This is a genomic window from Phaeobacter inhibens DSM 16374 (genome assembly GCF_000473105.1).
GTDB classification, from domain to species: Bacteria; Pseudomonadota; Alphaproteobacteria; order Rhodobacterales; family Rhodobacteraceae; genus Phaeobacter; species Phaeobacter inhibens.
Genome location: NZ_KI421498.1, coordinates 2,228,714 through 2,246,833, shown reverse-complemented (window position 1 = coordinate 2,246,833; position 18,120 = coordinate 2,228,714). Strand labels below are relative to the sequence as shown.

Annotated in this window: 17 protein-coding genes and 1 pseudogene; 9 read left to right on the top strand and 9 right to left on the bottom strand. The window is 60.6% G+C overall.

Annotation, left to right across the window (positions count from 1 at the left end; all coding sequences use genetic code 11):
- The first annotated feature begins 31 nt into the window (after positions 1 to 31).
- Positions 32 to 1,780 (top strand): tetratricopeptide repeat protein, encoded by a 1,749-nt coding sequence (locus INHI_RS0114535; protein ID WP_014879028.1) that lies wholly within the window; start codon positions 32 to 34, stop codon positions 1,778 to 1,780.
- Positions 1,770 to 2,606: a 4-(cytidine 5'-diphospho)-2-C-methyl-D-erythritol kinase gene (locus INHI_RS0114530; RefSeq protein ID WP_027248105.1), complete on the top strand. Its 837-nt coding sequence runs from the start codon at positions 1,770 to 1,772 to the stop codon at positions 2,604 to 2,606. The genes INHI_RS0114535 and INHI_RS0114530 overlap by 11 nt, the downstream gene beginning before the upstream one ends.
- Positions 2,607 to 2,681: 75 nt before the next feature.
- Here the strand turns inward: INHI_RS0114530 and INHI_RS0114525 are convergent, their stop codons facing one another.
- Positions 2,682 to 3,680 carry a polyprenyl synthetase family protein gene (locus tag INHI_RS0114525; RefSeq protein ID WP_014879030.1) on the bottom strand — a complete coding sequence of 333 codons (999 nt, stop codon included), beginning with the start codon at positions 3,678 to 3,680 and terminating at the stop codon, positions 2,682 to 2,684.
- A gap of 57 nt (positions 3,681 to 3,737) precedes the next feature.
- Between INHI_RS0114525 and INHI_RS0114520 the strand changes: the two genes are divergently transcribed.
- From INHI_RS0114520 to INHI_RS0114510, 3 genes are all read left to right on the top strand, one after another.
- Positions 3,738 to 3,950 (top strand): putative signal transducing protein, encoded by a 213-nt coding sequence (locus INHI_RS0114520; RefSeq protein WP_024098507.1) that lies wholly within the window; start codon positions 3,738 to 3,740, stop codon positions 3,948 to 3,950.
- On the top strand, positions 3,950 to 4,717 hold the full coding sequence (locus INHI_RS0114515; RefSeq protein WP_027248104.1) for a tRNA1(Val) (adenine(37)-N6)-methyltransferase: 768 nt from the start codon (positions 3,950 to 3,952) through the stop codon (positions 4,715 to 4,717). Before INHI_RS0114520 ends, INHI_RS0114515 begins: the two co-directional genes overlap by 1 nt.
- A gap of 156 nt (positions 4,718 to 4,873) precedes the next feature.
- Positions 4,874 to 5,053, top strand: a complete 180-nt coding sequence (locus tag INHI_RS0114510) for a YdcH family protein (protein WP_014873441.1) — start codon at positions 4,874 to 4,876, stop codon at positions 5,051 to 5,053.
- 113 nt (positions 5,054 to 5,166) lie between these two features.
- Here INHI_RS0114510 and INHI_RS20950 read toward each other — a convergent pair.
- From INHI_RS20950 to INHI_RS0114465, 8 genes and pseudogenes are all read right to left on the bottom strand, one after another.
- Positions 5,167 to 5,536, bottom strand: a pseudogene (locus INHI_RS20950) (hypothetical protein).
- Complete coding sequence (gene gcvA, locus INHI_RS0114500) at positions 5,533 to 6,474, bottom strand: transcriptional regulator GcvA (protein WP_027248103.1); 942 nt, start codon at positions 6,472 to 6,474, stop codon at positions 5,533 to 5,535. Before gcvA ends, INHI_RS20950 begins: the two are co-directional and overlap by 4 nt.
- A 334-nt stretch (positions 6,475 to 6,808) precedes the next feature.
- A complete protein-coding gene (gene phbB / locus INHI_RS0114490) occupies positions 6,809 to 7,531 on the bottom strand; it encodes an acetoacetyl-CoA reductase (protein WP_027248102.1) in 723 nt (240 codons plus the stop codon).
- Positions 7,532 to 7,736: 205 nt separating this feature from the next.
- Positions 7,737 to 8,912 (bottom strand): acetyl-CoA C-acetyltransferase, encoded by a 1,176-nt coding sequence (locus tag INHI_RS0114485; RefSeq protein WP_014873445.1) that lies wholly within the window; start codon positions 8,910 to 8,912, stop codon positions 7,737 to 7,739.
- 298 nt (positions 8,913 to 9,210) lie between these two features.
- A complete protein-coding gene (locus tag INHI_RS0114480; RefSeq protein WP_086002972.1) occupies positions 9,211 to 10,032 on the bottom strand; it encodes an EAL domain-containing protein in 822 nt (273 codons plus the stop codon).
- A gap of 142 nt (positions 10,033 to 10,174) precedes the next feature.
- Complete coding sequence (locus INHI_RS0114475; RefSeq protein ID WP_027248101.1) at positions 10,175 to 11,104, bottom strand: sterol desaturase family protein; 930 nt, start codon at positions 11,102 to 11,104, stop codon at positions 10,175 to 10,177.
- On the bottom strand, positions 11,097 to 11,537 hold the full coding sequence (locus INHI_RS0114470) for a hypothetical protein (protein WP_014879037.1): 441 nt from the start codon (positions 11,535 to 11,537) through the stop codon (positions 11,097 to 11,099). Before INHI_RS0114470 ends, INHI_RS0114475 begins: the two co-directional genes overlap by 8 nt.
- Before the next feature lie 119 nt (positions 11,538 to 11,656).
- Positions 11,657 to 12,220, bottom strand: coding sequence for a TlpA disulfide reductase family protein (locus INHI_RS0114465; RefSeq protein WP_027248100.1), 564 nt, complete (start codon positions 12,218 to 12,220; stop codon positions 11,657 to 11,659).
- Positions 12,221 to 12,242: 22 nt separating this feature from the next.
- Between INHI_RS0114465 and argH the strand changes: the two genes are divergently transcribed.
- The 4 genes from argH to INHI_RS0114445 all read left to right on the top strand — a co-directional run bounded on the left by argH (position 12,243) and on the right by INHI_RS0114445 (position 18,088).
- A complete protein-coding gene (gene argH / locus INHI_RS0114460) occupies positions 12,243 to 13,637 on the top strand; it encodes an argininosuccinate lyase (RefSeq protein ID WP_027248099.1) in 1,395 nt (464 codons plus the stop codon).
- A gap of 81 nt (positions 13,638 to 13,718) precedes the next feature.
- Positions 13,719 to 13,904 (top strand): hypothetical protein, encoded by a 186-nt coding sequence (locus INHI_RS0114455; protein WP_014879039.1) that lies wholly within the window; start codon positions 13,719 to 13,721, stop codon positions 13,902 to 13,904.
- Between the two features lie 52 nt (positions 13,905 to 13,956).
- The gene (gene lysA, locus INHI_RS0114450) at positions 13,957 to 15,222 is read left to right on the top strand and encodes a diaminopimelate decarboxylase (protein WP_014879040.1); all 1,266 of its coding nucleotides are present in this window, start codon (positions 13,957 to 13,959) and stop codon (positions 15,220 to 15,222) included.
- A 52-nt stretch (positions 15,223 to 15,274) separates the two neighbouring features.
- Entirely contained in the window at positions 15,275 to 18,088 is a 2,814-nt protein-coding gene (locus INHI_RS0114445; RefSeq protein WP_027248098.1) for a DUF4175 domain-containing protein, read from the top strand.
- The last annotated feature ends 32 nt before the right edge of the window (positions 18,089 to 18,120 follow it).

The window sequence follows — 18,120 nt, the reverse complement described above, 5'->3', positions numbered from 1 at the left end:
TATTGACCAGTCACCACAGAGGAGGCCCCCCGTGCCCGTCCGATTCTTTCGCAGCCTGACATGTGCGGCGGCTCTTGCCGCGACGACCACCCTGCCGATGTTGTTGCAGGCCGATGCGGCGCATGCTGACGGGCTTGCCGGGGCATATCTGGCGGCGCGGGCGGCGACATTGGACAGCGATTTTCAAGCCTCCGCCGACTATTATAATCGGGCGCTGGTACGCGATCCGCAGAACCCGCTGCTGATGGAGCATGTGGTCTTTGCCCGGCTGGCGTTAGGCGACATCAAAGGGGCAGCGCCGGTAGCGGAACGCCTGTCCGAAATGGGCGCGCGCAGTCAGGTTGCCAATATTGTCATGACCGCCAGTCTGGTGATGGCTGAGGACTACCCGGCCATCATTGAGCGCGTGACCTCGCAGCCAGACGGGCAATACGAAATCAACGCGCTGGTTGATGGGCTGCTGTTGGGCTGGGCGCATCTTGGGGCCGGATCGGTGAGTGATGCGCTGGCGCAGTTCGACCAGCTGGGCGAAAAGGAGGGGCTTAGCCTCTTTGCCCGCTATCACCGCGCCTTGGCGCTTGCATCTGTTGGCGATTATGAGGGGGCGGAGGCGCTCTTTGCCGCCGATGAGGGGCAGCTGACCAATACTTCGCGCCGAGCCGTGATTGCACGGCTTGAGATCCTGTCGCAGCTGGGCCGCAACGATAAGGCGCTGGAGGTTCTCTCCGAGGCCTTCAGTGGGCAGCTGGATCCCGGCCTTGCGGCCCTTTCTGAACGGCTGCAGAATGACGAAACCCTGCCGTATGCGCTGGCTGCTACACCGCAACAGGGCATTGCCGAAGTGTTTTTCACCATGGGTGCGGCACTCAATGGTGAGATGGCGGATGACTATGTGCTGATGTATGCGCGCGTCGCTGCGGCCCTGCGTGAGGATCACGTGGATGCGCTGCTGCTCGCGGCAGAGCTGTTCGACCAGCTGGGCCGCTATACCCTGTCGATCGACCTCTACAAACAGGTGCCACGCGATCATCCCGATTATCACGCCGCTGAACTGGGTCGGGCTGAGGCACTGCGCCGTGCAGCCAAGCCCGATGCTGCCGCAGAGGTGTTGCAGCAGTTGGCGCGTGATTTCCCGAAGGAAGTGCCGGTTCACACCAATCTGGGTGACCTGCTGCGCCAGCAGGAAGATTATGGCGGCGCAGTCGCCGCCTATGATACCGCGCTGGATCTGATGGATGAGAGCGTCGAGGGGCGCTGGTTCCTGCTCTATGCTCGCGGGATCTGCCATGAGAGGCTGAAGAACTGGGAGCAGGCGGAGGCCGATTTCCGTGCGGCTTTGGAAATTCGTCCCGATCAACCTCAGGTGCTGAACTATCTTGGTTATTCGTTGGTGGAAAAGCAGATCAAGCTGGATGAGGCCCTCTCGATGATTGAGCGCGCTGTCGCGGCACGGCCTGATGCGGGCTATATCGTCGATAGCCTTGGTTGGGTGCTCTATCGGCTGGGACGCTATGAAGAGGCCGTTGGCCATATGGAGACTGCCGTCGAGCTGATGCCGGTGGACCCGGTGGTCAACGATCACCTCGGCGATGTTTACTGGGCTGTTGGCCGGGCCCGTGAGGCTGAATTCCAATGGAAGCGGGCGCTGTCTTTCATCGACCCGGAGGATACCGACAGCGAGGCTGACCCTGATCGTATTCGTCGCAAGCTGGAAACTGGGCTAGATGCGGTGCTCGCGGAAGAGGGGGCAGCGCCTTTGAAGGTTGCTCATGACGGTTGAGGCATTTGCCCCTGCCAAGATCAATCTGACCCTGCATGTGACCGGCCAGCGCGCGGATGGCTATCATCTTCTCGATTCGCTGGTGGTTTTTGCCGATATCGGAGACCGGATCACGGTTGCTGCAGCGGATGAGCGATCGCTGCAGGTGACTGGGCCGATGGCAGCAGGCGTGCCGGTGGATGACAGCAATCTGATGATGCAGGCCGCAGCGCTGATGGATCCTGTGCGCGGGGCTGCGCTGTCACTGGAGAAAAACCTGCCGCCTGCGTCGGGTATCGGTGGGGGGTCCTCTGATGCGGCGGCGACTCTCCGGGCGCTGTCTGGATTGTGGGGGCTGCCCCTGCCGGGCACGCAGGATGTGCTTCCGCTAGGTGCCGATGTGCCGGTCTGTATGTCGCAGAGCACGCAGCGGATGCGTGGGATAGGGGAGCGCCTGGACGGTCTGCCACCGTTGCCAGACTGCGCGATTGTGCTCATAAACCCGGGCGTGTCCGTGGCCACGCCCGCGATTTTTCGCGCCATGGGCAAACGGGACAATCCGGCCATGCCTGCCGAGCTTCCTACCTGGGACTCTGTTGGCGATCTGGCAGCATGGCTTAAGATGCAGCGCAACGATCTGCAGCCGCCAGCTATCCGGTTGGAACCTGTGATCGGAACGGTTCTGGAGGAACTATCTGGGACGGACCCCCTGTATCACGCGATGTCCGGGTCGGGCGCGACCTGCTATGGTCTCTACTCAACAGATGCAGAGGCAGAGGCCGCCGCAGGCCAGCTGCGGTCGGCACATGCTGACTGGTGGGTGCGTGCGGGGCGTCTGCTGGCCTGATGCCCTGATAGTGAAAAAGCCAGCGCATGGGCGCTGGCTTCGTCTTGGCGGAAACGCCACTTTATTTTTCAGATATCAGGCGAGCCGGGCCACAACGTAGTCGGCCAGATCATGCAGCATCTGGCGGATGGGATCATCGGGCAGCGCGGTCAATGCGTTCTGTGCCTTTGCCACCCAATCCATGGCGTCGTGGCGGGTTGCTGTCAGGGTGTCGTATTTGTCCATCAGAGCCAGTGCGTGATCCAGATCGCCCTCATCCTGACGCCCCTTCTCAATAGTTCGGACCCAGAAGCCGCGCTCCTCAGCGGTGGCCTGTGCCACGGCTTTGATCACCGGCAGGGTCAGCTTGCGTTCGCGGAAATCATCACCGACGTTCTTGCCCGTCGCGGCGCTATCGCCCTGATAATCCAGAAGATCATCGGCGATCTGAAAGGCAATGCCGAGCGCATCGCCATAGGCAAACAGTGCATCGATCTGTGTTTCGGGCGCATTGGCCACAACACCACCTGCTTGCGTGGCTGCTGAAAACAAAGCTGCGGTTTTGCCCCGCACAACCTGAAGATAGATCCCCTCGTCCGTGGCCAGATCACTGGCTGCAGTCATCTGCAGGACTTCGCCTTCGGCGATCGTGGCAGACGCATTGGCGAGGATGTCGAGAACCCGCAACGATCCCGTTTCCACCATCAACTGAAAGCTGCGGGCAAACAGGTAATCTCCCACCAGGACCGAGCTTTTGTTGTCCCAGAGGAGGTTGGCCGTCGGTCGGCCACGCCGTTGGCCGCTTTCGTCGACCACATCGTCATGTAGCAGGGTGGCTGTGTGGATGAACTCCACAGTGGCCGCCAGTTTCACATGGTTGTCGCCGCTGTATCCACAGAGGCGCGCTGCCGCGAGCGTCAGCATCGGGCGCAGGCGTTTGCCGCCGGCCTCAACAAGATGCGCCGTTACTTCGGGAATGCGCGGGGCGTGTTTGGACGCCATCCGGGTCTGGATCAGCGTATTCACCGCTGCCATTTCGTCGCTGAGTGTCGCGGCCAGCATGTCATGCGGCTTTTGCGTCAGGATTTGATTCATCGTTTTCCCGCTTGCAAGGCTCGACAAGGCGCGGGCCTTGCCCTTAGATCCATCCCTATGAAGGAACTTTTGCGCAGCACCGACCCAACCATCATGGCCTTTGCCACCGCCCTTCTTGAGGGTGAGGATATAGACTGCTTTCAAATGGACGTAAATATGAGCATCCTTGAAGGCGGCATCGGAATCTTCCCCCGCAGGTTGATGGTGCGCAGCGATGATCATGCAGCTGCTGAGCGCGTGATGCGCGATAATGACATCCCGTTGCGCTGATGCCCGGCTTTGATGACGCGGCGCTTAGTCAGGACGCGTTCCTGGGCGGGCAAGTGCAGCTGTTGCAGCCAATACAGGGATATCGCGCGGGTGTAGATCCGGTATTGCTGGCCGCTGCTGTCCCTGCTCGCCCCGGCGATAGGGTGCTGGAGCTGGGCTGCGGTGGTGGGCCGGGGCTTTTGTGTCTGGCGGCTCGGGTGCCGGACCTAGACCTGACCGGTGTGGAACTCCAAGCCGACTATGCGGATCTGGCGCGACGCAATGCCGCGCTGAACTCGGTCGATATGACCGTGGTTGAGGCGGATCTGGCGGCGTTGCCAGCGGATTTACGGCAACAGCAATTTGACCAGGTGATCGCCAACCCGCCCTATTATCGTGCAGGTGCACACAGCCCCGCGCAGGATGTTGGGCGGCAAATCGCGCTTGGTGGAGCAACCGAACTGAGCGTCTGGTTCGACACGGCCGCGCGGCGTCTCTGCCACAAAGGATATCTCCATATGATCCAGCGAGCCGATCGCCTGCCGGAAATGCTGGAGGCCTGTCTGGGGCGTCTGGGATCGCTTGAGGTTCTGCCCTTGGCCGCCCGTGTGGGCCGGCGCGCAGAGCTTGTGTTGCTGCGCGCGCGCAAGGGCGGACGCGCGGGTTTCAAGCTGCATGCGCCGATGATCCTGCATGATGGTGAGGCGCATCTGTGTGATGCCGAGAGCTACCGTCCCGATATTCGGGCGGCCCTTCGCAACGGGTGTGCGCTGCCCTGGCCTCGATGATACTTCCGGATGATTCGTAAAAATCGGACCCCGCTCGGCGGGTCCATGCCGAAATGACGGTTTCATGACAAAATATATGCTTCTGCAGCGTGACAGAGCAATAATCTTGTGTTCCACTCACTTTGTACGCAACACGCTCAAAGAAGGAGGAATGACATGAGCCTCAGCTCGCATCTCACCGAACTAAAGAAGAAGCATGAGCATCTGAGCATGGAAGTTGAACACGCCCAACGTTCGCCCGCCACAGACGGGCTAAGTATCGCGTCGATGAAGAAGCAGAAACTAAAGCTGAAAGAAGAAATTGAACGCCTCTCGACGGAAGAGCTTGCCGTTTGAGGAGCGCCTTGGCTCCTATATGACCTGCGGTCTCACCGCTGCGGTATAGGGAGCTTGAAAGTTGGATGTGAGGGGTCATCAGCGCGGCTGATGGCCCCTTTTCGTTTGCACCGCTATGAATGCCCTCGGTTGGCGCGGGCGGCGAGAACGGCTCCGCCCGTAATCAGGCAGGCTGCGACGGCCAGCGTCCAAGTGGCAGGGGAATCCCTACCAGCACCAGGAGCAAGGTTGAGAGAAGCGGCGCGGCATAAGAGCTGGTGCCCAGCAACTGGATGTCGCCCTGCTTCACACCGATGTCCCAGACATAGAACGCCAGACCAACAGGCCCCAACACCAGACCAGTCCCAGTGAGTTGCCAATGCTGAAGCATAGCGCATTCAACAGCAGCGGCGGTGTCGGGGCCGTGCCAACGGTGAAAACTGCCAGCAGGGCCCAGAGCAGCACGGCGACAAATCCGATAGCGGTTGCGCGATTTCTACTCATGTAAAGCTGTCCACCGAGACAATAGTCAAGCCTTCGGATACCCCAGCCGTCTTTTCAATCTCGGCGAGTATCCAGTCGCGGAAGGCGACGATTTGGGGCCGGTTCTCGGCTCCTTTTTGGCACAGAAAGCTAAAGCGGGCCTTGCCTGTCAGTGCCGTTCTGAAAGGCGTAACCAGCCGTCCTTCGGCGATATCCTTCACCACCAGCGCCCGCCTCCCTAGGGCCACTCCGGCACCGGCCAAAGCCGCGTCTACCGCGTGATCTGCGTTGCTGAAGCGCGCGCCATGCATCGGGGTGAACTCTTCGCCCATCATCTTGAACCAAGCTGCCCAATCGAGCAGTGGTGACATGAAATTCAGTGAATCATCATGGATCAGCGGCGCATCCTTCAGCGCGGCGACAGTGGGGTATTGCCTGGCGATTTCCGGCGTCATCACTGGCATGACCCATTCGACCGGAAGCGGCATAGAATAGACATCCGGGTAGGGACCATAGCCAAAGCGGATGGCGACATCCACATCGTCGCGTATCAGGTCTACCCGGCGCAGGCTGGCGGAGAACCGAAGATCAATCTCCGGATGGGCGCGGGCAAATTCATAGAACCGGGGGGCCAGCCATTTCGCAGTGAAGGCAGGGCCTGCCGTGACCGTCAAGGCACCGTCGTCTTGCAGGCGTAGGGCCGTGCGCCATGCAGCGGTTAGGGCCTGAAACCCATCAGAGGTTCCTGGTGCCAAGGTGGCTCCGGCGGCGGTCAACTCGACTGCGCGGTTTAGCCGACGAAACACAGGCGTGCCCAGATGCTCTTCAAGTGATTTTATCTGGAACGATAGCGCAGCGGGAGTCACGTTGAGCTCCTGCGCCGCCCTGGCGAAGGACATGTGGCGCGCGGCTGCCTCAAAGGCACGTAGCGCGGTCAGTGGGGGAAGACGGTCCGACATGCGACATAAGTATTACTTAACTGAAGCCGCGAAAAGTCTCGTTTGTCGCTTTTGCAAGAAAGGGCCATATTGAGGTCAAGTTAGCAACACTGATCTGAATGGAGGCCGAAACGATGGAATATTCTGCCAATAGTACCGTGAAACTGGCCATGCAGCGTGCGCATGAAGAACGCGGTCAGGTCCTTCGGGCGCTCTGGGCTCGTCTATTTGCATCCCGCCGTACTGGCCGTGTGGGTGCAGGAATTTCCCGCTGGGCATAGCGCGCATGTCTTTACGGGATTGGAAAAGGGCCGACCCGTAGGGTCGGCCCTTGCCGTTTTTGGCTTTGTGGGCCTTAGACGAAGAACTGCGCGCCGTTTGCGGAGATGGTTGATCCGTTGATAAAGCCTGAATCCTCTGAGGCGAGGAAGGCGACACAGCGGGCGATTTCTTCGGGTTCACCCAAGCGACCTGCCGGAATCTGGCTGATGATCGATTCGCGGACTTTCTCGGGAACGGCCATCACCATCTCAGTAGCGATATAGCCGGGGCAGATGGCGTTGGCGGTGATGCCCGCGCGCGCGCCTTCTTGAGCTAGGGATTTCACAATGCCAAGGTCACCGGCTTTGGTTGCGGCATAGTTCACCTGAGCAAACTGACCCTTTTGCCCGTTGATTGAGGAAATCACGATAACGCGGCCAAATTTGCGCTCACGCATACCGGGCCAGATCGGGTGCACGGTGTTGAACACACCGGTGAGATTGGTGTCGATCACCTGCTGCCATTGCTCCGGCGTCATCTTGTGGAACGGGGCGTCGCGGGTGATGCCGGCATTGGCGACCACAATGTCGATGGGGCCGATATCCGCTTCGACCTTGGCGATTCCGGCGGCGCTATCCTCATAGCTGGCAACGTCCCATTTGTAGGTTTTGATGCCGGTCTCTTCGGTGAACTTCGCGGCTGCCTCATCATTGCCGGCATAGGTCGCCGCTACCGTGTAACCCTCCGCCTTCAGCGCCTGAGAAATTGCTGCGCCGATGCCGCGAGAGCCGCCGGTGACGAGTGCGTTACGTGCCATGGAAAAATCCTCCGTTATTTAGCTTGGTAATCTTGCTACTATTTCGTTTTGAAATACGCAATTATATTGCGTCGCAAAAGGGTGTGTCTCAGATCGATATTGAGTTGGACGTCGCGTCGCCTCCTCCGCAAAGCCATCGCAAAATACACCAGAGATAGAAAAGGGCGCCACAGGGGCGCCCTTGATATGGTCAGCAGTCTGCGCCTCAGGGGCGCTCCACGCACATGGCGACACCCATGCCGCCACCAATGCAAAGGGTTGCCAGCCCTTTCTTTGCGTCGCGCCGCTTCATTTCGAACAGCAGCGTATTGAGAACCCGGCAACCAGAGGCCCCAATCGGGTGACCAATGGCGATGGCGCCGCCGTTGACGTTCACGATTGCCGGATCCCAGCCCATATCCTTGTTCACGGCGCAGGCCTGGGCTGCGAAGGCTTCGTTCGCCTCCACCAGATCAAGGTCATCAACGGACCAGCCTGCCTTTTCCAGTGCCTTACGGGAGGCGTAGATCGGGCCGACACCCATGATCGACGGATCCAGCCCCGCGGTGGCATAGGAGGCAATCCGCGCCAGAGGCTCTATGCCGCGCTTTTCGGCGTCATCCGCACTCATCAGCAGAGTAGCGGCGGCACCATCATTGAGGCCGGAGGCATTGGCGGCGGTGACCGAACCATCCTTGGCGAAGGCGGGGCGCAATTTTTGCATGGCTTCGATCGTAGCACCATGGCGGATGTATTCATCCTGATCCACAATGATATCGCCCTTACGGGTCTTGACGGTGAAGGCTGCGATTTCATCGGCGAATTTGCCCGCCTTCTGTGCCGCTTCGGCCTTGTTCTGGCTGGCAACGGCGAATTCATCCTGCATCTCGCGGGAGATCTGCCATTTTTCAGCAACATTCTCAGCGGTCTGGCCCATATGGTAGCCGTTGAAAGCGTCCCAAAGGCCATCGCGGATCATGGTATCGATATAGCTCATATCGCCCATCTTGTGACCAGCACGAAGATTTGCAGCATGCGGCGAGAGTGTCATATTTTCCTGACCGCCCGCGCAGACGATGGCAGCGTCGCCCAGCTGAATGTGCTGTGCAGCCAATGCCACGGCCCGCAGCCCCGATCCGCAGACCTGGTTGAGGCTCCAAGCCGCGGATTCCTGAGGGAGCCCAGCGTTGATATGTGCCTGGCGGGCTGGGTTCTGCCCCTGCGCTGCAGTCAGCACTTGGCCCAGAATGGTCTCTGAGACTTCGGATTTGTCGATCCCGGCGCGTTCGACAACAGCTTGCAGCACCGCAGCGCCGAGGTCATGTGCGGGGGTCTTGGCGAATGCGCCACCAAAGCTGCCGACGGCGGTGCGTGCGGCGGATGCAATTACTACATTAGTCATCAGTTAGGGTCCTCTGCCATTCATAGTCCCGGGAGGCCAACTGAGCAGTCCACTTCTTCGCAGCCGCAGCAACCGGGATCCCCTGCCTTTTCTGAGACAGGCTGTGTATCTCGCTGCAGGTGCAGCACGCGCAAGGTGTCCCACAGGGAGAGCCTGTGTCAATCAATACTATGGGGAATATATTGTGGCAGGCCCGTGCATTTGCCAAGCAATCAATTCAACGCGGCCTTGAGGCGATCCCACCCGGAGCGAGAATCGGCCAATTCTGACTAGGTGGTGGATAACAGGTTGGCGGCGTTCAAGAGGCGCGGCTGTTTTCCCGCAGCTCTTCCAGCCACGGCGGGCTGACGGAGGGGGCGCCGAACAGATAGCCTTGCAGACAATCAATCCCAATTGAGATCAGGAATTCTGCATCCGCAGGGCTTTCTACGGATTCGGCAACCACAAGCATGTCAAATTGCTTGGCGATCCCGACCAATGCACGGACAACTGCCTGATTGTCGTGACTGGCATGGATGCGGCGCACGAACTGCCCGTCAATTTTAACCGCATCGAAGAAGAATTGGCGGAAATAACTGACGGCGGTTGCTCCCGCACCAAAGTTATCAAGCGCGAAGGCGATGCCATGTTTCTGCATCCGGTCAATGAAATCGATCACAAGTTCAGGCGTTGCCATCGCAGACGCTTCGTTGATCTCAAGCATCAACCGCTCACCCAGCGTGAGATCTTTCTTCAGGTGCCGCTCCAGAACTCGCATCCAGCGCCGATAGCCGATAGATCGCGCTGACATGTTGATGGAGAGCCGGATATTGGGACTGCGCGCGAGCGCCTTCAGGCCATGTTCCAGTGCGAGGCAGTCCAGTTCGCGGCCTTCCTCTTTATCCTCAACCAATGGCATGAAGTCGCGTGCGGGGATCACACGGCCCGTCGAGTCGAGAACACGGATATACCCCTCGTAGAGGGCAACCCCCTGTGGCGGCATGGCCTGCATGATGGGCTGATAGGCGAGCATGGTCTGATTGTGGCGAATAGCATCGCTGACCATGTCGAGGGTCGACCGATCGCGCGAGACGACCGCAGAGGTCAGCGGGTTTTCCCCGCCTTCCGGCATGTCGGCCATGACCTTTTGCTTCTTCTTCACGGGTATATCCCTTGGCACTGGCGTAGTCTGATCAATATGGATCAGGCGTCACCTTGACGCAAAAGCGTTGCGCTTGGATTAAAGGGAGAATTTTACCCAAATTGAGAGGCAGCGCTCAGGTCTAGTCGAATCCGGCGCTGCCAATGTCCTCGGGATGGCGCTGCAGATGTTTGGCGCGGATCGTCTCTGAGCTGTCACGGCTGCCATCGTGGCTGTAACCAGGTGGCGCGACTGCGTAGAGAAGCCGCTGTCGTGGCGTCAGGCCGGGTTGTGTCATGTCCTTGAAAATACTGGCCCATTCGTGAAAAGCCACACGCAGAGGATTGAAGGTGCCAATGTTGTGGACCAGACCGTAATCCGGGCGGTCGTGGTCTTGTTCAGGAACGAAGGTACCAAATATCTTGTCCCAGACGATGAAGACGCCGGCATAGTTGCAATCGAGATAGCGTGGGTTGCGTCCGTGATGGGCACGGTGGTGACTGGGCGTGTTCATCACCGCCTCGAACCAGCGCGGCATACGGCCAATTGCTTCGGTGTGGATCCAGAACTGATAGACCAGATTAATCCCCCCGACGAAAAGCACCATGGCCGGGTGGAACCCCAGAAGCACCAGAGGCGCGCGTACCACCATCATGAAGGTAAAGGTGCCGGTCCAGGTCTGCCGCAACGCTGTGGTCAGGTTGTAGTGCTGGCTGGAGTGATGATTGACATGGCTGGCCCAGACCCAGCGCACCCGATGCCCAAAACGATGCACCCAGTAGTAGCGCAGGTCATCAAGAACAAAACACAATGCAATCACCCAGACCGAAGTGCCGAGGTCCAGCGGCGTGATCTGCCACAGCAGCATGAAAAACGCCCAAGCGATGAAACCGAGCGCAATGCCGGAGGCAACGCTGCCCGCCCCCATTACCAGAGAGGTGACAGCATCACGGGTTTCGTAGCGCCCGCCCCGCCGTTTGATCGCGATCCAGAGAAACTCCGCCAAAATGGCCGCGATGAAAAAGGGAACGGCCCATTGGGTGACATCAGGGTATGAGATCGTATCAGGCATGTGTCTGTTCTCTCTGTTCTGTGGCGGCCGGGGGCTGTGGGGACTTGCTCGCAGCCAGGATCTGGCTGCGCCAGTCCTCGCGTTCTTTATCGGACAGGCGCAGCAGCACCGATGGGGTGGCGAAATCGGCGAATCGAATCCGGAGCCCTTGGGCGTGATCTACAAGGCTGCACTCAGCAAGCGGGCGTGCGATCGTATCGGCGCCAAAACACCAGACCAGTCCAAGCCCCTTATCCGTGTCGATCAGTGCAGCATGGGCAATGGTGCTTGGCCGGGCATCAAGAATCCGTGAGTCGGGATCGTGGCGGGACCATGCCTTAGAGGCTGTCTCGCGCGTCATGAGCACTGGCGCGGACCAGCCGGTGAAATGAAGCAGAATAGCTATGACAATAATGCCCACGAGCACCATTGTGACCAGGATCTCCAGCGGCATCATATCCTCCCTGCCACCGAGATTGGCGGCAGGGTCGCGGTCCTGTCAAAGGTGGCGTTGGGTCAACCGGCCTGAGTACTCTCCCAGGCCGGAAGTTCGGCTGACGATTGCCCTGAGGTTCAGTCAGAGGCGATCAGCGCCCGGATGATGGTTTTGGCACTGTCGGAGTTCCATTCAGCATCGCCGCGCAGCCGTGCGATTTCCTCGCCCTCGCGGTTGAGCAGAACGGTAATCGGCAGACCCAGCACCGCCATTTCGCGTGCTACGGCCTGCCGGGGGTCCTGATGGCGGGGGAGGTTGGTGATGCCGGTATCGTCAAAGAACTTCTGGATACCGGCAGGCGAGTTGCGTCCGGTGGCTAGGGTTAGTACCTCGAACTCGTCACCGCCAAATTCCTCTTGCAGCTCTGACAGCTGGGGCATCTCCTTGCGGCAGGGCGCGCACCAGGTGGCCCAGAAGTTCAGCAGCACGATCTTACCTTTGTAATCCCCCAACGTCGCGGCGCCAGCGCCGTCCGCCAGCTGAAACTCTGCGCTGGAAACAGGTTTTGGGGCGCTATGTAGCACCAATTTTTTCATATCACCCTGTCGCATATCCGCCAGCACGGCCGGATCGGCGGCCAAGGCGGCATTTGCACCCAAGGTCAGGGCCATATAAAGGGAAAGCTGACGTAACAGACGCATATTATCTCCGGGGTTCCACACCATGACAGATCAATCCTCGAACCAGATGTGGGGCGGCCGCTTTGCCGCTGGCCCGGACGCGATCATGGAGGCGATCAACGCCTCGATCGGGTTCGACAAGCGGATGGCAGCTCAGGACATCGCAGGTTCCAGGGCCCATGCGGCGATGTTGGCCGCAACAGGCGTTATTACGGATAATGATGCCGAGGCCATTCGGGAAGGGCTGCTCACCGTTTTGTCAGAGATCGAGGGCGGAACCTTCCAGTTTTCCACCGCTCTGGAAGACATCCACATGAATGTGGAGGCCCGCCTGAAAGACATCATCGGCGAGCCCGCAGGCCGTCTGCACACGGGCCGGTCGCGCAATGACCAGGTGGCGACGGATTTCAAACTCTGGGTGCGGGACCAGCTGGACGCAGCCGAAAGCGGCCTCCTGGCGCTGATCCGCGCGCTTCTGTCGCAGGCCGAAGCGGGCGCTGATTGGGTGATGCCGGGCTTTACCCACCTGCAGACCGCGCAGCCGGTGACTTGGGGCCACCACATGATGGCCTATGTGGAAATGTTCGGCCGCGATCTGTCTCGTGTGCGCGATGCGCGCAAACGTATGAACGAATCGCCTCTGGGCGCGGCGGCGCTGGCCGGTACCTCCTTCCCGATCGACCGGGAGATGACGGCAAGCGCGCTGGGCTTTGACCGCCCGGCGGCGAACTCGCTGGATGCGGTCAGCGACCGCGACTTTGCGCTGGAGTTCCTGTCTGTGGCGTCGATCAGCGCCGTGCATCTCTCCCGCTTTGCCGAAGAGCTGGTGATCTGGTCCTCCGCTCAGTTCCGTTTTGTGACCCTGTCTGACCGTTTCTCCACCGGCTCCTCCATCATGCCGCAGAAGAAGAACCCGGACGCCGCCGAGCTGATCCGCGCCAAGGTGGGCCGGATCTTTGGCGCCAATACCGCGCTGATGATGGTAATGAAGGGGCTGCCGCTGGCCTATTCCAAGGACATGCAGGAAGACAAGGAACAGGTGTTTGACGCTGCCGACAACTGGATGCTGGCGCTGGCAGCGATGGAGGGCATGGTCAAAGACATGACCGGTAACCGCGCTGAGTTGGCGGCGGCTGCAGGCTCCGGCTTCTCCACCGCGACTGACCTCGCGGACTGGATGGTGCGGGTGCTGAAGGTGCCGTTCCGCGATGCCCACCACGTGACCGGTACCCTGGTGGCGATGGCGGAAAGCCGCGGCTGCGACCTGCCGGACCTGACACTGGCGGACATGCAGGGCGTTCACGAAGGCATCACCGAAGACATCTTCTCTGTGCTTGGCGTCGAAAACTCGGTAAACTCACGCATGTCTTATGGCGGCACGGCTCCGGCGCAGGTCCGCGCGCAGATTGCCCGCTGGCAGGATGTCCTGTCCGATTGACGGCAGCAAGTTTGCGGTCAGGAGGTCGAAACCGGATCGCAGCCGTCCAATTGAAAAGACGCCAATGTCAAAGAGGTCATCATGGCAAAACCTGGTCTGATCCTATGTGCGCTGGCAGTCTGCGCTGGTCTTGCGGCCTGTGGTGTTGACGGCGAACCGGTGCGCCCCTCTCTGAATGCAGGCGTTGGCGTCTCCAGCAGCGGTGTACACGCGGGGGGCAGTCTTGGCCTGCACAAGGGGCCACTCAGCGTCTATCTTGGAGTGTGATACAGCGCGGAATCATTTGATCCGCGCCCCGGTTCTGGTCTAAGCGCGACCTATGGATCATTTTCTCTATCGTGACGGCGCGCTTTACGCCGAAGATGTGCCGGTGGCCGAGATCGCAGCCACTGTGGGCACCCCGTTCTATCTGTACTCCACCGCAACGCTGCTGCGCCATTTCAACCTTTTTGACGACGCACTGAAGGGGATGGATCATCTGGTCTGCTACGCGATGAAGGCGGCCAGCAATCAGGCGATCCTGAAAACGCTGGCACAGGCCGGAGCCGGAATGGACGTGGTGAGCCAGGGTGAATATCTGCGCGCCAAGGCTGCCGGGGTTCCGGGTGACAGGATCGTGTTCTCGGGCGTTGGTAAGACGCAGGATGAAATCCGCACCGCACTTAGCGGAGGCATCCGCCAGTTCAACGTTGAGTCCGAGCCGGAAATGGATGTGATCAACGCCGTGGCGCTGGAGCTGGGCGTGGTTGCGCCCATCACCGTGCGTGTGAACCCCGACGTGGACGCCAAAACCCACGCAAAGATCGCCACCGGCAAGTCCGAGAACAAATTCGGCATTCCAATTGCCCGCGCGCGGGAAGTCTATGCCCGGGCCGCCAGCCTGCCGGGGCTGAAGGTGATTGGCATCGATGTTCATATCGGTTCCCAGCTGACCGAGTTGGCGCCGTTTGAACTGGCGTATCAGAAGGTTGCGGAGTTGACCGAACAGTTGCGCGCTGACGGGCATGACATTCATCGGCTGGATCTCGGCGGTGGCTTGGGCATTCCCTACACCCGCTCCAACGATACACCGCCGCTGCCGGTGGAATATGGTGCCATGGTGCAGCGCACACTGGGCCACCTTGGGTGTGAGATCGAGATTGAACCGGGGCGCCTGATTGCGGGCAACGCGGGGATCATGGTGAGCAAGGTGATCTATGTGAAATCCGGTGAAGACAGGGATTTCCTGATCATTGACGGTGCGATGAATGATCTGATCCGCCCCGCAATGTACGAGGCATACCATGATATCGTACCGGTCATCGAACCGAGTGCCGGGGTCGAGCAGCGTGCTTATGATATTGTCGGCCCGGTCTGCGAAACCGGCGATACTTTCGCCCGCCACCGCGATATGCCGCCACTTGAGGCTGGGGATCTGGTCGCCTTCCGCAGTGCAGGGGCTTATGGGGCGGTGATGGCCAGCGAATATAATTCGCGCCCGCTCATCCCCGAAGTCCTGGTGAACGGGGATCAATTCGCGGTTATCCGCCGACGTCCGGACTTTGACGAAATGATAAACCGCGATACCATCCCTGAGTGGCTCTGACGGGTTTCGCGGCATCTGGCGCGGCGCAGGGCTGATCGGAGGCGCCGCCCGCATGGTGAACACCCCCAAGTTCCGCCGCAAGGCTGACGATATACCTGCCGCCGCGCCCGGCTCTCCGGGACGCGGTAAGGCAGATGTAGGGCTGCCATGGGGGGCAGGCGGCAGCGACGCGGTGCCAGTTTCTGCGTCATCAGGTTTGCAGTTCTCAGATCCGCGGTTGGCACGGTTGCGCTGGCCCCTGCGACTGACATGGCTCGGTCTGCTGTCTGAACGTCTGGTGCGCGCCTATTGGCCCCTGTTGTCGCTGGTGATGCTGGCGCTTGCCGCGATGATGCTTGGCCTCCATGAACAGCTGCCGGTGGAGCTGGTCTGGGTCGGCGCGGTTGTACTCGTCCTGGCTGCTGTGGCAGCGCTTGGTTTTGGGGGCTGGCGGTTCACACGCCCCCGCCTGTCGGACGCTCTTGCGCGATTGGATGCGACGGTCCCCGGACATCCGATTGCGGCAGTTCTTGACGCGCAAGCCATTGGATCTGATGACCCTGCCTCGCAAGCGCTCTGGCAGGCCCATCAACAACGGATGCAGGCCCGCGCCGCGGCGGCCAAAGCTCCGAAACCCAATCTCTCCGTTGCACGTGCGGACCCGTTTGCGTTGCGATATCTGGCGATGTTGGCGCTGGCGGTGGCGTTGTTGTTCGGCTCCATCTGGCGGGTTGGCACCCTTGGTGAGATGACCCCCGGCGCGGTTGCGGCTGCCACGGGGCCGACGTGGGAAGGCTGGATCGAACCGCCACGCTACACTGGCCTTCCGGTGCTCTATCTCAATGATCAGACTGAGACTGCGCTGAGCTTGCCGGAGAACAGCCGCCTAACCCTGCGATTTTATGGCGAGGTCGGCGATCTGACGCTGGACGAGACCATCTCCGGACGTGTCGGCGACCTGCCGTCTGCCGCTGCCGCAGAACAGAGTTTTGACATTACCCGTGACGGCACGCTTGCGATCAATGGTGCAGGCGGACGCAGTTGGGATGTTACGCTGCTAAAGGACCGGCCTCCGAGCGTTGGCATTATCGGCGACCCGACGCTTGAATCCGATGACACTACATCGCTGGCATATACCGCGAGTGATGACTACGGCGTTGCTGGCGGGCAGGTGGAGATTGCGCTGGATATGGAGGCGCTGGATCGTCGTCACGGATTGGCGGTGACGCCGGATGCGCGTGACCCGATTGTACTGGATCTGCCGCTGCCACTAAGCGGCGATCGCCGTGCGTTTGATGAACAGATGATTGAGACCTTTGCCAAGCATCCTTGGGCGAATATGCCGGTCACCTACCGGATGCTTGCACAGGATGCCGCTGGTCAGGAGGCTCATGCCGAGCCGCTGAACGCGCCGCTTGTGACCCGTCGTTTCTTTGATCCTATGGCCGCTGCAGTGGCCGAGCAGCGGCGCGACCTCCTCTGGGCGCGCGCCAATGCGCCAAGGGTGGCCCAGATCCTGCGTACCCTGTCGACCTACCCGGCGGAGGTGTTTCGCGACCACGGTGACTACCTGCGCCTGCGTACAATTTTGCGACGTCTTGAGCAGCATAGCACGGCGGGCACTTTGGGTCCGGACCAGCAGGACGACCTCGCTGACGCGCTCTGGGATCTGGCCATTCAGCTTGAGGAGGGGGATGTCGGGGATGCCTTGGCACGAATGGAGCGCGCGCAGGAGCAGCTCAGCCAGGCGATGCGTGATGGCGCCAGCGAGGAAGAGATTGCCCGCCTGATGCAGCAGCTGCGCGATGCGACGCAGGACTATCTGCGCCAGTTACAGCGTCAGGCACAGGAGCAGGGTAATCAGGGAGAGCAGCAGGGCGCCCCGGATGAGAACGCTATGCAGCTGACCCAGCAGGACTTGCAGGCGATGATGGATCGCATTCAGGAACTGATGGAACAGGGCCGCATGGCCGAGGCTGAACAGGCGCTGCGCGAGTTTCAGCAGATGATGGAAAACATGCGCGTGACCGAGGGGCAGCAGGGGCAGGATGGTTCGCCCGGTGAGCAAAGCATGGATGGGCTGGCCGATACCCTGCGCGAACAGCAGGGCTTGTCGGATCAGGCCTTCCGCGACTTGCAAGAGCAGTTCAACCCCGGTGCCCGTCGTGGCGAAAGTGACGGCAACGAAGGACGCAATGGCGGTCTGGGCCGTGGACAGTCCCACGAGGGCGGGCAGGGCAATCAAGGCGGTCAGGGCGACCGGCCGGGTGCTGGCAATCCTGGCGGAGAGAGGCAACCTGGCCAAGGTGGTCAGGGGCAACGCGCACCGGATGCCGAAGGAGGTCAGGGTGGCGACGACGCGACCCAGCCGGGTGGCGGTCGCGGACTTGGTAGTTCCCTCGCGGATCGCCAGCAAGCCCTCAGGGATCAGCTGCGCGCACAGCGCGAGGGTCTGCCATTGGGCAATGGCGAGGGTGATCAGGCGACGCGAGATGCATTGGATGATGCCGGGCGCGCCATGGACGGTGCTGAGGAGGCGCTGCGACAGGGAGACCTGGCAGAGGCCATAGACCGCCAGTCCGACGCTATGGAGGCGCTGCGCGAAGGTATGCGGGCACTTGGCGAAGCGATGGCAGAACAGCAACAGCCCGGACAGCAGCAGGGGCAGGGGCGCGCCAGTACCTCGGCGCAGGGCAATCGCATGGACCCGCTGGGCCGACGCAATGGTGAGCAGGGCGACGGCGGTGTCTCGGACGGGCAGTTCAGCGAGGGTCAGGCCTATCGCCGGGCTTGGGACCTGCTGGAAGAAATCCGCCGCCGGGCCGGTGAGCGTAGCCGTAGCGAAACCGAACGCAGCTACCTTGAGCGGTTACTCGACCGGTTCTGACAGCGTCGGTGGAGCCGCTACGTTTGGGCGTT